This window comes from Cellulosimicrobium cellulans, assembly GCF_042723955.1.
Lineage (GTDB): Bacteria > Actinomycetota > Actinomycetes > Actinomycetales > Cellulomonadaceae > Cellulosimicrobium > Cellulosimicrobium cellulans_H.
Genome location: NZ_JBHXIC010000014.1, coordinates 57245 through 70892 on the forward strand (window position 1 = coordinate 57245; position 13648 = coordinate 70892).

General features: G+C 75.0%; 13 protein-coding genes. 9 read left to right on the forward strand and 4 right to left on the reverse strand.

All coding sequences use genetic code 11. The features are described from left to right. Positions 1–47 precede the first annotated feature (47 nt). Positions 48–2138, reverse strand: a complete 2091-nt coding sequence (locus ACFWH7_RS06160) for a glycosyl hydrolase family 28-related protein (RefSeq protein ID WP_378215584.1) — start codon at positions 2136–2138, stop codon at positions 48–50. Positions 2139–2426: 288 nt separating this feature from the next. Between ACFWH7_RS06160 and ACFWH7_RS06165 the strand changes: the two genes are divergently transcribed. The 3 genes from ACFWH7_RS06165 (at position 2427) to ACFWH7_RS06175 (ending at position 5041) form a co-directional block, all read left to right on the forward strand. Then, positions 2427–2696, forward strand: a complete 270-nt coding sequence (locus tag ACFWH7_RS06165; protein WP_378215585.1) for a type II toxin-antitoxin system VapB family antitoxin — start codon at positions 2427–2429, stop codon at positions 2694–2696. Next, on the forward strand, positions 2693–3103 hold the full coding sequence (locus ACFWH7_RS06170; protein ID WP_378215586.1) for a type II toxin-antitoxin system VapC family toxin: 411 nt from the start codon (positions 2693–2695) through the stop codon (positions 3101–3103). Before ACFWH7_RS06165 ends, ACFWH7_RS06170 begins: the two co-directional genes overlap by 4 nt. Positions 3104–3172: 69 nt before the next feature. Beyond that, positions 3173–5041, forward strand: a complete 1869-nt coding sequence (locus ACFWH7_RS06175; protein ID WP_378215588.1) for a lipase family protein — start codon at positions 3173–3175, stop codon at positions 5039–5041. A gap of 7 nt (positions 5042–5048) precedes the next feature. Here the strand turns inward: ACFWH7_RS06175 and ACFWH7_RS06180 are convergent, their stop codons facing one another. The 3 genes from ACFWH7_RS06180 to ACFWH7_RS06190 are packed head-to-tail and all read right to left on the reverse strand — an operon-like array spanning position 5049 to position 7629. Continuing rightward, on the reverse strand, positions 5049–6347 hold the full coding sequence (locus ACFWH7_RS06180) for an enolase C-terminal domain-like protein (protein WP_378215589.1): 1299 nt from the start codon (positions 6345–6347) through the stop codon (positions 5049–5051). Further along, positions 6344–7213, reverse strand: a complete 870-nt coding sequence (locus tag ACFWH7_RS06185) for an NAD-dependent epimerase/dehydratase family protein (protein ID WP_378215590.1) — start codon at positions 7211–7213, stop codon at positions 6344–6346. The genes ACFWH7_RS06180 and ACFWH7_RS06185 overlap by 4 nt, the downstream gene beginning before the upstream one ends. Positions 7214–7233: 20 nt before the next feature. After that, positions 7234–7629: a hypothetical protein gene (locus ACFWH7_RS06190; protein WP_378215591.1), complete on the reverse strand. Its 396-nt coding sequence runs from the start codon at positions 7627–7629 to the stop codon at positions 7234–7236. 139 nt (positions 7630–7768) lie between these two features. Here ACFWH7_RS06190 and ACFWH7_RS06195 point away from each other — a divergent pair, with 139 nt between their 5' ends. From ACFWH7_RS06195 to ACFWH7_RS06220, 6 genes are all read left to right on the forward strand, one after another. Beyond that, on the forward strand, positions 7769–8356 hold the full coding sequence (locus ACFWH7_RS06195; RefSeq protein ID WP_378215593.1) for a PadR family transcriptional regulator: 588 nt from the start codon (positions 7769–7771) through the stop codon (positions 8354–8356). Beyond that, complete coding sequence (locus ACFWH7_RS06200) at positions 8353–9048, forward strand: ABC transporter ATP-binding protein (RefSeq protein WP_378215594.1); 696 nt, start codon at positions 8353–8355, stop codon at positions 9046–9048. The genes ACFWH7_RS06195 and ACFWH7_RS06200 overlap by 4 nt, the downstream gene beginning before the upstream one ends. Beyond that, positions 9045–10937 (forward strand): hypothetical protein, encoded by a 1893-nt coding sequence (locus ACFWH7_RS06205; protein WP_378215595.1) that lies wholly within the window; start codon positions 9045–9047, stop codon positions 10935–10937. The genes ACFWH7_RS06200 and ACFWH7_RS06205 overlap by 4 nt, the downstream gene beginning before the upstream one ends. A gap of 58 nt (positions 10938–10995) precedes the next feature. After that, a complete protein-coding gene (locus tag ACFWH7_RS06210) occupies positions 10996–11418 on the forward strand; it encodes a VOC family protein (RefSeq protein WP_378215596.1) in 423 nt (140 codons plus the stop codon). Between the two features lie 96 nt (positions 11419–11514). Further along, complete coding sequence (locus ACFWH7_RS06215; RefSeq protein ID WP_378215597.1) at positions 11515–12819, forward strand: amidohydrolase; 1305 nt, start codon at positions 11515–11517, stop codon at positions 12817–12819. Beyond that, positions 12816–13469 carry a hypothetical protein gene (locus tag ACFWH7_RS06220; RefSeq protein WP_378215598.1) on the forward strand — a complete coding sequence of 218 codons (654 nt, stop codon included), beginning with the start codon at positions 12816–12818 and terminating at the stop codon, positions 13467–13469. The genes ACFWH7_RS06215 and ACFWH7_RS06220 overlap by 4 nt, the downstream gene beginning before the upstream one ends. Positions 13470–13648 lie beyond the last annotated feature (179 nt).

The window sequence follows — 13648 nt, forward strand, 5'->3', positions numbered from 1 at the left end:
GCGACTCGCACCCCCGGGAAATTTTACTGGCACTCAGCGGGGTGGGGTCAGCCAACCGGCTGGACCCAGGGCGACGGGGCCGGGGGAGCGACGACCGGCGGGCGGTCGTTGCAGCTCGGCGCGCTGGGGACGAACCGGCCGAGCCAGTTCACCGTGCCGGGCTCCCACGGGCTGAGCGACGTGCCGTCGTTGCCGCCGAGGTCGGTGAGCGTGAACTCGGTGCCGCCGTCCGGGAAGTTGAACGCCCCGCAGTTGTTCACGCCCGCCCAGCCGACGTTCCGCGCGTCGACGTTCTCGAACGACGCCCCGCCGCGCACGCGGGCGCTCACGACGGACGTCCCCGTGCCGTCGACCCGGACGTCCTGGAACGCGACGCCCTCGATGGCGACCTGGTCCTTCACGCCCCAGTCGGAGACGAGCATGATCGCGTTGTAGGTGCTGTCGAGGTAGTGGTCGCCGGTGACCCGGACGTCGGCGTCGATGTCGCGGTCGAGCGCGTAGAACCAGATCGCGCCGAGCCCGATGTTCCAGTTGAGCTCGTACGTGCCCGCCCGGACCGCCGTGTTGTCGGTGAGGTGGAGGTAGCCCGCGAACGGCTCGGCGCCGAACCGCGACCCGACGTGCAGCCCGCTGCCCTCGCGCACAGGGTCGGCGACGAGGTTCGCGCGGACGGTGTTGTCCGTGCCGCCGTAGATCGCGATGCCGTTGGCGAGGGTGTTGGACTGGATCGTGTTCCTCTCGAACACGTTGCCGGTGTTCGCCAGCTTCTCGGACCACATGGCGAGGCCGTCGTCGCCCGTGTTACGGATGAAGTTGTTGCGCACGACCGAGCTCGTCACGCCCCCGTGGAAGTTCAGCGCGTCGGCGATCTGGTCGACGATCACGTTGTTCTCGACCCGCAGGTTGCTCATGGGCCCGTCGAACCAGAGGCCCACCTTCGTGTGCTGGAGGTACAGGCCGGAGATCGACGAGTCGCTCAGCGCGCCGCCGACGCCGTTGACCTGGTCGGTGTCGACGCGCTCGCGCACGTCACCGACGATCGCGAAGTCGCGCAGGTGCACGTTCGTGCTGCCGCCCTCGTCGGCGTACTTCCCGTAGAACCCGACCCCGGTGTGCACGGACCCGTCGGGTGCGGGCGCGTCGAGCGCGACCTCCTTGCCCGTGAAGATCGTGTACCAGCTCCCGGCGCCCTGGATCGTCACGCCGTCGACGACGATGTGCCGGTTCACCTGGTAGACGCCCGGCGGGACGTACACCTCGAGCCGGTGCTTCTTGGCGAACGCGATCGCCTTGTCGAGAGCGTCGGCGGAGTCGCGCCGGCCCGTGGGGTCCGCCCCGAAGAGCAGCGCGTTCGCGGCGAGCAGGCGCACCTTCGGCGGCGCGACCTTCTCGGAGTCGAGCAGGTCGACCACGGTCCACTCCGCCGCGCCGCGCGTGGGCACCGTGAGACGGACGACGTCGCCCTTCTTGTACGTCTTGCCGAGCAGCAGCCGCTGCTCGTCGTAGAATTTCATGGGCCGGAACGGCTTCTCGAACGTCGGGGTCGGAGACGTCTCCGCGGGGACGCACGCGCACTCGGTGACCCACCAGCCGGGCTGGAGGAGGTCCGCCGTGGGGTCGTTGGTGAACGGGTACTGGTTGTACAGGTAGGAGTATGCCGACGTGAGCGTCATGCGCCGGTCGAGCCCGAGCTTCTTGCCCTGGCGCAGGACCGACACGTCGAGCGGCGAGGTGATCCCACCGCCCGTCGGGGCGTCGGGGATCGAGTAGCGGACCGTGATCGCGTTCGCGTCGGCGGGGAGGGTGAACTCCACCTTCTGGCCCGGCGCGAGGCGGACGGCCGAGCGTCCCGACGCCTCGGCCTCGATCGTGTACGCGTCGCGCCCGGGACCGATCACGGTTCCCGTCGTCACGGCGTTCTCCGCCTCCTGCTCGAGGAACGGGACGGCGGCGCCGCGGCCTTCGACGAGCGCCGGGTCGACGGCGGCCCGTGTCACCACGGCCGGGGTCGGCGGCTGGGGCTTGCCGTGGGCGAGGGCCGTCGACGCGGTGCCCGCCACGAGCGTGAGGGCGACGGCCGCGGCGGCCGCGACCCGGGCGCGTCGCCGCGCCCCGAGGTGGTTCGTGCTGCGAATCATCGTTGACCCGTCTTCTCTCGGGAGGCGGTCCGCCTCCGTGCTCACCGGAGGGCGTGCTGACCCTCCGGCCCGCTGCACGGTCGCACCTCCGCGCAGGGTCGTTCGTGCCGAACACTAAAGCGCCGTCGATGCGAGCACAAGACTCTGTAGTGATATTACGCACGATGATTCACTTTTTGCGTGAGCAGTCCTCGCACGTCGGCCTGCGGAGCGCGAGCCGTGGACATCGAGAGGCCGGGGTGTCTACCCTGGGTAGACGAACTGTCCTGCCGCGGTAGAAAGGTGCCGATGAGCCTCAACATCAAGAACGAGCGCACCCACGCGCTGGTGCGCCGGCTCGCGGAGACCACGGGTCAGTCGCAGACGAGCGCGATCGAGGAGGCGGTCCAGCACCGTCTCGACGAGGTGCTCGAGTCCCGGTCGAGGGGCGACGAGGCCGTCGCCGCCCGACGCGCCGAGATCGCCCGGCTCCTCGACGAGATCCGCGTCGACCTCGACGTCGAGAGCGTGCGCGCCGCCGAGGCGTCGCTCTACGACGAGAGCGGTCTCCCTCGGTGATCGTCGACACCTCGGCGATCGTCGCGGTCGTCCTGGGCGAGCCGGGTGCCGACACGCTCTCCGAGATCCTGCTCGCCGCCAGCCGTCCGCGCATGGCCGCACCGACCCTCGTCGAGCTCTACGCCGTCCTGGACAACCGGTCGTCCCCGGCACAGCGTCGCCGGCTCGACGCCCTCCTCGAGCTGTACGGGATCGAGGTCGAGCCGTTCACGGCCGAGCACGCCGAGATCGCCCGCGAGGCGTACCGCGAGTTCGGCCGGGGGAGCGGACACCCTGCGCGGCTCAACCTCGGGGACTGCTTCGCGTACGCGCTGGCCGCGGCGACGCGCGACCGGCTCCTCTTCGTCGGCGACGACTTCTCGCGCACCGACCTGCGCCCCGCGCACGAGGCACCACCGCCGGCCTGAGCCGGGTCCGTACACCCCGCTCGACGCGGACGACGCGCGGACCGGCACCGCGCCCGGTACGTTCGCCGCGTGAGCCGCCTCGGAGCCAGGATGCGTGCGTCCGCCGCCGCCGCGGGGGAGAGGGTCCCGCCGTGGGTCTCCGTCACGCTCGGCGTCGTGTGCACCGTCGTCGGCGCGGTCCTCGTCCTGCGCCCGTTCGCGTCGCTCGCGCTGCTGGTGGTCGCTGTCGTCGTCGGAGCCGTCGTCCTCGGCGTGACGGAGCTCGTCGGCGGCCGGACGCCCGGCCGGGGCGACGGACCTGGCGCGCCGCGCGCCCCGCGTTGGCCGCACGTCGCGCGCGGCCTGGTGTTCCTGGCGCTCGCGGTCGCGGTCGTCGTGTGGCCGGCGCCGTCGATCGTCGTCGTCGCGGTCCTCGTCGGCGTCGGGCTCGTCGTCGCGGGCGTTCTGGACGGTTTCGAAGGGGCGGGGTCGGTCGGCGTCGACCGGTGGACGCGCCTGGCGCTCGGGGTGGCCTCGGTCGTGCTGGGCGTCCTGGCCCTCGCCTGGCCGGACGTCACGGTGCTCGTCGTCGCCGTGGTCTTCGGAGTCCGCGTCGTGGTCCTCGGCGTCCGCCTCCTTGTCGCCGGGGTCCGCCGTGCTCGCGCGCAGGCGGGACCGTCCGGCGCCACGTACGGCGCCGTGCCCGTCGACGCGGGCGGCGCGCTCGCAGCGCCCGGCCCGTCCCAGCCTCGACGCCACGGCCGGGTCGCGCTCGTCGGTGCGGTCCTCGCGGTCGTCGCGGCCGGAGCGCTCGCGGCCGTCAGCGTCGGCCTGCATCGTGCGGCGCCGCAGGTCGACGCGTTCTACGACCCGCCCGCGTCCGTCCCGGACGAGCCCGGCCGCCTCGTGCGCGCCGAGCCGTTCACGCGGCAGATCCCCGACGGCGCGACGGCGTGGCGCATCCTCTACACGACCACCCGCGACGAGGGCGAGCCCGCGGTGGCGAGCGGGATCGTCGTCGTGCCGGACGCCCTCCGGGACGACGCCGCGCCGCCCGTGATCGCGTGGGCCCACGGCACGACCGGCTCCGCGCGCGGCTGCGCGCCGTCGGTCCTCGACGAGCCCTTCGAGTCCGGCGCGTTCTTCCTGCTCGACGACGTCCTCGCGCACGGCTGGGCGCTCGTCGCCACGGACTACGTGGGCCTGGGGACCGACGGCCCCCACCCGTACCTCGTCGGCCAGGGCGAGGCGCGGTCCGTCCTCGACGCCGTGCGCGCCGCGCGCGAGCTGGACGGCGCGACGCTCGGCGAGCAGACCGTCGTCTGGGGCCACTCGCAGGGCGGCCACACCGCCCTGTGGACCGGGGCCGTCGCCCCGGAGTACGCGCCCGACGTCCCGCTCGCGGGCGTCGCCGCGCTCGCGCCCGCGAGCGACCTCACCGGCCTCGTGTCCCACCTGGAGAGCGTCACCGGCGGCAGCGTCTTCGCGTCGTTCGTCGTCGAGGCGTACGACGCGATCTACCCGGACAGCGGCGCCGCGACGTACGTCCGCCCGGGCGCGCGGTTCGTGGTGGAGGAGATGTCCTCACGCTGCCTGTCCGAGCCGAGCGCACTGGTCTCGGTCGCCGAGGCGCTGTCGATGGACCAGCCGCTGTGGACGACCGACCCGACGACCGGCCCGCTGGGCGTGCGCCTGGCCGAGAACGTGCCGACGGGTCCGGTCGCCGCGCCGCTGCTCGTCGCCCAGGGGGCGTCCGACACGCTGATCCTCCCCACGGCGCAGGAGGCGTACGTCGGTGCGCGGTGCGCCGCCGGGCAACCGGTCGACTACCGCACGTACCAGGGGCGGGACCACGTCGGGCTCGTGCAGGCCGACTCCCCGCTCGCCCCGGACCTCGTGCGGTGGACCGAGGCGCGCCTGGCGGGCGAGCCGCCGACCCCCACGTGCGCCGCCGGGTGACCCGTCCTCAGGGGGCAACCAGGCCGCCGTCGGGCGCGCGGACGCCCGCGGCCCACGCGTCGTGGCCCGCGAGGTCTGCCGGGTAGCGCGCCGCGGCGCGCTCGTCGAGGTCGACCCCGAAGCCCGGCGTGTCGTGGGGCCGCAGCCACCCCTCGACGATCCGCAGCGTGCCGGGAAACACCTCGTGCACGGCGTCGGAGTACACGTGGCCCTCCTGGATGCCGAACGCGGTCGAGGTGACGTCGAGCGCGACGTTCGCGGCGGCACCCACCGGTGACGTGTCGCCCGGGGCGTGCCAGGCCGTCCGCACCCCGACCATCTCGGCGGCCGTCGCGAGCGCTCGGCCCGCGCTGAGCCCGCCGATCGCGCTGATGTGGCACCGGATCAGGTCGACGCCGCCGCCCAGGACGAGCCGCGCGGCGTCGGGGAACGACGTCGCGAGCTCGCCCACCGCGATCGGCACGGGTGAGGCGGCGCGCACCTCCGAGAGCCGGTCCCAGTGCTCGGGCGCGAGGACGTCCTCGAGGAAGAACGGGCGGTACGGCTCGAGCGCCCGGGCGAGCATCACGGCCTGCTTGGGCGTGAGGCGCGAGTGCACGTCGTGCAGCAGCTCGACCTGCTCGCCCAGCGCCTGGCGCGCCGTCGCGAAGAGCCGCGGCGTGCGGCGCAGGTACTCCTCGACGCTCCATCCGTGGGGGTTGGGCGCGGCGGGGTAGCCGGGCTCGGGGTCCGCGGCGGTGCCGTAGTGCCCGAGGCCCGGCTGGCCGGTCTGGATCCGTACGTGCCGCCACCCCGCGTCGACGATCCGGGCGGCGTCGTCGATCGTCTCCTCGACGGTCCGTCCGCTCGCGTGGAGGTAGGTGTCGGCGGCGTCGCGCACCTTGCCGCCGAGCAGCTCGTGGACCGGCATGCCCGCGCGCTTGCCGGCGATGTCCCACAGCGCCATGTCGAGGCCGGAGATCGCGTTGTTCCCCACGGGCCCCTCGCGCCAGTAGGGCGCGAGCCGCGCGAGGCGCACGAGGTCGCCGATGTCGCCCGGGTAGCGACCGACGACGATCCGCTCCAGGTGCTGCTCGACGTACGCGGCCACGGCGTGCCACCGCTGCGTGTACGTCGCACAGCCCAGCCCGTAGAGGCCGGGCACGTTCGTGCCGACGCGCACGACGACGAGCGGGATGCCGTCCGGCGCGGTGACGATCGCGCGCACGCCGGTGATGCGCGTGCCGTCGCGGGCGGGCCACGGGTTCGCGAACGCCGGGTCCACGGGGTCGACGGTGGGCAGCGGGGCGGGCGGGACGGCGGTCACGGGGTCTCCGGGGTGGGTCGGGCGTCGGGGCGGTGGATCGAGTGCCGTGGGTGGAAGCCGAGCAGCTCGCGCGCGCGGCGTGTGTCGACGAGGCCGTCGCGCGGGCCGATCGTGCGGGTGAGAGGCACCTCGGGCGCGTACCGGGCGAGGAGCTCCGGGGTCGCGGCGTCCAGGAGGGTGTCGTCCGCGGCGAGCCCGACGACGTGCGCGCCCGTGAAGCGCGCCGTCAGCCCGGCCTCGATCGCCCCGACCGCGTCCCGCAGGTCCAGGTAGGCCCAGCCCTCGCGTGCCATGACGCACGGGTCGCGCCCGACGGCGGCCGCGGTCTCCCGGAGGCCGGCGGCGTCGCGCACGTGCGGGAAGCGCAGCGCGACGACGTCGAGCCCCCATCTCCGCCACGCCGCCCGGGCGGCCGCCTCGTCCGCCTGCTTCGAGAGCGAGTAGGCGTCGGCGACGTCGGCAGGCACGTCCTCGTCGAGGGGGTAGTACGCGGGGTGCACGTCGTGCGGGTTCATGGGCACCCCGAACGCGTTGATGCTGCTCGCGACCACCGCGCGCCGCACGCCGCGCTCGCCCGCGAGCGACAGCACGGCCCAGGTCGCGGTCGTGTTGGTCGCGTACACCTCGAGCGGCGTGCCCAGGTCCGGGTGCGGGATCGCCGCGAGGTGCACGACGGCGTCCGCGTCCTCGAGCCCGCGGCCCACGTCCTCGGGGGACCGGGCGTCGCCGACGACGACCCGGTCGGCGGGGCACGGGTGCTCGAACGCGGTGGACAGCGCCGTGACCTCGTACCCGGAGTCGAGGAGGTGGCGCACCGTCGCGCGGCCGATGCCGCCGTCGGCACCGGTGACGAGGATGCGCGGCATGACCTCACCCTACGTCGCCGTCAGGGGTGGTCGTCGCCTTCTTGCGGCTCGCTTGTCGAGGTCTTGCTCTCGTCGTCGCGACCGGTGGTGGCAGCGCGTGCGCGCAGCATGCTCGCGACGTCCGCGAGCGTGCTGCCCACCGCACGCGGTGCGCGCTCGGGCCGGAGGTAGCGGGCGTCGTCGTCCGGGTCGTCGACCTCGTCGGGCGCCGCGTCGGGGCTGGTCCAGGACCGCGAGGCCCCGGCGGGGTCCGGGGCGGCCGCCGCCGTGCCGTGCACGACGCGACCGCCGCCCGCACGCCATGCGAGGGTCGCGTCGACGAGGCGCCGGTACACGCCCGCGTCGAGCGGGTCGCGGAGCCACGCGTCCGCCGCCTCGGCGACGTGCCGCGCGAGCCGCGCGTCCTGGTCGGTCATGCGGTCTCCTCCCGCGCTGGTGCCCTGCTGCGCGAGCCTAGCCCTGGCCGGTCGTCCCCACCGGACGGGCGATCGTCAGAGCTCCGCACGTGCACACCGAGGGTATACACCGAGTGTGCACTCGTGGTTCACTCGCCCCATGACAGTTCCCATGGCGATGCTCGCGCTGCTCGACACCGGTCCCGCGCACGGGTTCGTGCTCAAGCGGAGGTACGACGGGTTGCTCGGGCACGAGCGCGAGCTGCGGTACGGCCAGGTCTACGCGACCCTCTCCCGGCTCGAGCGCGACGGGCTCGCGGCCGGCGTCGGTGTCGAGCCCGGAGCGGGGGCGGACCGCAAGGTGTACGCCATCACGTCCGGGGGCGTCGCCGAGCTCGACCGCTGGCTCACGACCCCGAACCTCCCGGGCGGGCGCCCGAGCGAGCTCTTCACGCGGGTCGTCCTGGCGCTCGCGAGCGGGCGGGAGGTCACGGGGATCCTCGACGCCCAGCGCGACGTGTACCTCGTCCGGATGCGCGAGCTCACGGCGGCGCGCCGGGCGGGCGACGCCGTCGACCGGCTCGCGGGCGACTACGAGACGGCGCACCTCGAGGCGGACCTGCGCTGGATCGAGGTCGCGGGGGCGCGGCTGGGGGATCTGCGCCGCGACGTCGCGGAGGCGCTGGGTGCGCGGGCGGCGGACGCGCACCCCGAGGACGCGGCCGGCGGTAACGGCGGTGCCCGGTGAGCGACGAGGCGACGCGGGACCTCGTGCTGTCGGCGCGCGGGATCGAGCACGCGTACGGCGCCGACCCGGTGCTGCGCGGGGTGGACGTCGACGTCGTCGCGGGAGAGGTCGTCGCGCTCATGGGACCGTCCGGGTCCGGCAAGTCCACGCTCCTCCACCTCCTCGCGGGCCTGCTCGTGCCGGACGCCGGGCAGGTGCGGCTGCTCGGCCGGAGGCTCGACACGCTGGGGGAGCGCGCCCGCGCCCAGGTGCGCCTGCGGGACCTGGGCTTCGTGTTCCAGTTCGGCGACCTCGTGCCCGAGCTGACGGTCGTGGAGAACGTCGAGCTGCCCCTGCGGCTGCTCGGCACCCGGCGACGCGAGGCGCGGTCGGCCGCGCTCGGCCAGCTCGACCTGCTCGGCATCGCCGACCTCGCCGACCGGCGCCTGGTCGAGGTCTCCGGCGGGCAGGCGCAGCGCGCGGCGGTCGCCCGGGCGCTCGTCCACCGGCCCGCCGTCGTGCTGGCCGACGAGCCCACCGGCGCGCTCGACACCGTGGCCGGCGAGCTCGTGCTCGAGGCACTCGTCGGCGCCGCGCGCGACACGCGCACCGCGGTCCTGCTCGTCACGCACGAGGCCGGCGTCGCCGCCTGGGCCGACCGCGACGTGCAGATCCGCGACGGCCGCGTGCGCCCGACGGCGGTGCTCGCGTGAGTCCTCTCGTCCTCCTTGGCGCGCGCCTCGTCCGGGCCGGAGGGCCGTTGCGCGCCGTCTCGCTCGCCGCCGGCTGCGCCGTCGCCGTGGCGCTCCTCGCCGCCGCCTGGGCGCTTCCGGACGCGCTCTATCCGGTCATGGGTCCCGACGACGCGAACCCGCAGCGCGGCGTGCTCGTCTCGCTGCTCGCGCTCGTCGTCGTCCCGGTCGCGGCGCTCCTGCTCGCCGTGGGCCGGCTGTCCTCGACGGTGCGTGACCGGCGGCTCGCGGCCCTGCACCTCCTCGGCGTGAGCAGGGCGCGGCTCGCTCTCGTCGCCACGGTCGAGAACGGGATGCCCGCGCTGCTGGGTGCGGGGCTCGGTGTCGTGGGGTTCGTCGCGGTCCGGGCCGTGCTGGAGCACCTGCTCGACCCGGTGCTGCGGGAGCCGATCACGGGCGGATGGCGCCTGGCCGCGGTCGTGCTCGGCGTCGTCGTGCTCTCCGTCCTGCTCGCGGTCGCGTCGCTCCGGCGGCTCGACGACCCGCGCGCCGCGGCGAGCCAGTCCGTCCGGCCCCGGCTCTCGCTCTGGCGGCTCGCGCCCGTGCCGGTCGCCCTGGCCTGCTTCGGGATCCTGCTGACGACCTCGCCCGAGAAGGTCGACGACGCGACGGTCGTCGCGTTGCTCGTCGGGCTCGCCGCCTCCGGTGTCGCCGTCGTGCTCGTCACGCCCCTCGTCTCGTCCCGGGTATCCGGGACGCTCACCCGCACGGGGAGCGTCCCCGCGCTGCTCGCCGGCCGGGCGGTCCAGACCCAGCCCGCGGCGACCGGCCGCCGCGTCGTCGCTCTCGGGCTGACCGTCTTCGTCGCCTTCGCCGCCGCGGGGTACCTCGGCGTCTACGAGTCCACGCCGCACCTGGCGTACGCGATCCGCAGCATCGAGAAGGGCCCGCAGCGGATGTTCGTCGCGGCAGGCGACTCGCAGGAGGACCTGCGCGACGAGGTGCTCCCCGCCGTCGAGCAGGTCGACGGCGTGCTCGACACCGAGCTCTCGTACGCCGTCGACCCCGTGACGTGCAGCGATGGCGACGGGTCGAACTGCCCGTCCGTCTATGTGGGCACGTGCGAGCGGCTCGAGCGCGCGATCGTCGTGGCCGGCTGCCGCGACGACAGGGCGGCGTGGATCGTGCACGAGGGTGTCGGGGACGCATCCCCGGCGTGGGCCCCGGAGCGTGTCGACACCCTGCACCTCGCCGACCGGGACTCCGGTGCCACGTACGCCGTCGCGCTGCCCGGCGAGATGGCGCAGGACGACGGCGCCGTGACGTCGCAGCACTCTCTGGGCGGAGCGTCGTACGACGTGTTCGTGCCGCAGGAGGTCGCGGACGGCTGGGGCGCGCGGGTGTCGGGCGCGGAGGTCACCGCCCGCGGTGGGCCGGACGTCCGGGACCGGTTGCGGGCCGTCGTCGTCGCGCACGGCGCCTGGGGAGACGTGCCCGAGCTGCACGACTACCGGCAGGTCGTCACGGTGCGCACCACGGTGTGGAGCGTCGTCGGGGTCGCCGTCGCGGTGTCGCTCCTGACGTACGGCCTGACGACGATCGACCGCGCGCGGGAACGGCGCCGCGGACGCGCCCGGCTCGTGGCCGTCGGTGTCCCGGCCCGGGTGCTGCGACGGGCGCAAGCGCTCGCCGGTGCCCTGCCGCTCGTCGTCGCGGTCGTGATCGGGACCGGCCTCGGCGTCGTGGCGACGGCGGCGTACTCGCACGTCGCCGGTGCCGTCTTCGCGATCGAGCCGACCGTCCTCGCGCTCATGATCACCACCGTGCTCGCGGGAGCGCTGGCCGTCTCGTTCGTGACCCTGCCCCTCACCCGGAGCTCCGTGACGGCGGAGGACCTCCGGCAGGAGTGACGCGGCGCGTTGCGAGCGCCCGCGCGCCGGGCGACGGTGGCGAGCGGAGGTGGTCGCCGTGGCCGACGTGTTCCCCCGGATAGCCCAGGTCGTGCTCGACACGACCGACGCCCGTACCCTCGCGGAGTTCTACCGCGCGCTGTTCGGGCTCGAGTACCGTGCGGGCGACGAGCCGCCACCGGCGGGCGAGCCGGACCCGGCGGGTGCGGACTGGCTCGTGCTGCGCGCCGCGCCGGGCGGGGTGCAGCTCGCGTTCCAGCAGGTCGGCACGCTCCCGCCGTCGACGTGGCCGGACGACGGCGTGCCGCAGCAGCTCCACCTCGACTGCACCGTGCCGGACGTCGCGGAGCTCGACCGGCAGCACGAGCACGCCCTCGCGCTCGGGGCGCGCCTGCTGCACGACCGGTCGGACGACCCGGACGAGCCGCTGCGCGTCTACGCCGACCCGGCCGGGCACCCGTTCTGCGTCTTCGTGGGGTGACGGGGACTGCTCGGCGCATGACCTGGGACCCCCGGGCTGTCGTGGCACCGCGGGCCCGAGTTCGCCCCCGGCCACGGGTCGCGCGATCATGCGTGCATGACCGCGACCCCCCTCACGACCGCCGAGCTCACCGACGTCTACACCGACCTGCACCGGCACCCCGAGCTCGCGTTCGCCGAGCACCGCACCGCCGGCATCGTCGCCGACCGGCTGCGCGGGTGGGGCTACGAGGTCCACGAGGGCGTGGGCGGGACGGGCGTCGCGGGCGTCCTCGCGAACGGCGACGGCCCGCGCGTCCTGCTCCGCGCCGACATGGACGGGCTTCCCGTCACCGAGCGCACCGGCCTGCCGTACGCGTCCACGGACACCGCGACCATGCCCGACGGGCACGAGTCCGGGACGATGCACGCGTGCGGGCACGACGTGCACGTCACGTGCTTGCTCGGCGCCGCCGCCGAGCTCGCCGCCCACCGCGACACCTGGGCCGGCACGCTCGTCGTCGTGTTCCAGCCCGCCGAGGAGGTGGGCGGGGGAGCGCGCGCGATGGTCGCCGACGGCCTCTACGACCGCACGGGGCGACCCGACGTCGTCCTGGGCCAGCACGTCATGCCGCTCCCGGTCGGCGTCGTCAACCTCACGGCCGGGCCCGCGATGGCCGCCTCCGACTCGTTCCGCGTCACCCTGCACGGCAAGGGCGGGCACGGGTCGAGCCCGGAGTCGACGGTCGACCCCGTCGTCATGGCGGCCGCGACCGTCATGCGGCTCCAGGGCGTCGTGTCGCGGGAGGTCGGGGCGGGGGAGTCCGCCGTCGTCACCGTCGGTGCCCTGCGCGCCGGCACCCAGGCGAACATCATCCCCGGCTCGGCCGAGCTGCTCGTCAACGTGCGGTCGTTCACGCCCGACGTCCGCGGCCGGGTCCTGGCCGCGATCCATCGCATCGTCGACGCCGAGGCGGCGGCGTCCGGAGCGCCCGCCGAGCCCGAGTTCGAGGAGGTCTCCACCTTCGACCTCATGGTGAACGACCCCGTCGCCGCAGAGCGCACCCGGGCCGTCCTCGCGCGCACGCTCGACGAGCAGCGCGAGCGCATCGAGTCCGCGGGTGGTCGGCCCGTCGTCGTCGCGCTACCCCCGCTCCCGGGCTCCGAGGACGTCGGCGACCTCGCCACCGCGGCGGGCGTCCCGCTCGTCTACTGGAACCTCGGCGGGTTCGACCCGGCGCTGTTCGCCGCGTTCGACCTCGCGACCGCGACGGGCATGGGCAACCTGCCCGACGGCGTCGCACCGAACCACTCCCCGCTCTTCGCCCCGGTCCCCGAGCCGACGCTCGACCTGGGCGTCGCCCTCCTGGTCGCCGGGGCGCGCGAGTGGCTGGTCGGCGTCCAGCGCGACGTCCGCCCGTGAGCGAGGCGGGTCTGAGGTCAGGCGGTGCGGCGGCGGAGGGCGCCTGGGTGCCTGACGGCGACCGCCCCCTGGTCCTGCCCCTCGCCCGGCGGCGGCCCTTCCTCCTCCTCGTGGGGATCGCACTGGTCGCCGCGGCGGTCCTCGTCGTGCGCCAGGCGGTCCTGTACCCGGATTCGGCGCAGCTCCCCGTCGCGGTCGCGGTCGTGCTCCTGACGCTCGTCGTCGTGTTCCTCGGCGGGCTGGGCGTCGCGACCGTCCGGGCGTATGTGCGGGCGCCGCGACACACCATGACGGTCGGCCGCGACGGCCTGGAGCTCGGTGCCGGCACCCTGCGGCTGGACTGGGGGGACCTGGAGGCCGTCGCGGTCCACGTCGACGCCGTCCGGCCCGCGAGCACCCACCTCATGCCGAAGGGCCCGGCGAGCTCCGTCACCGTCTCGCTCCTGTGGCGCCCGCGCGCCGGGTCCGACGCCGCCGACGACCCGTCGCCCCTCGCGCGCCTCGTGCTCCCCGAGCCGTTCACGCACGAGCGCTTGCTGTCGACCGTCCCGTTCACGGCCGACCTCGACGCCCCCGTCGCACGCGACCTCGACACCGCCCTGCGCCACTTCGCCGGCCCGGCCTACCACCCCCCGGTGCTGCCGAGGTAGACCCGTGGTCGCGCGAGGTAGAACCCTGGTCAGGCGAGATAGAACTGTGGTCGCCGCGAGGCAGGACCCTGGTCATGCCCGACGGCGTGTGGTCGCCTTGGGCGTCGGGGTGGGTGGTGGTGCCGCGTCTACCATCCGCCGCTCGTTCCTCGCGGCTCCCGCCAGGCCCGCCACGACGC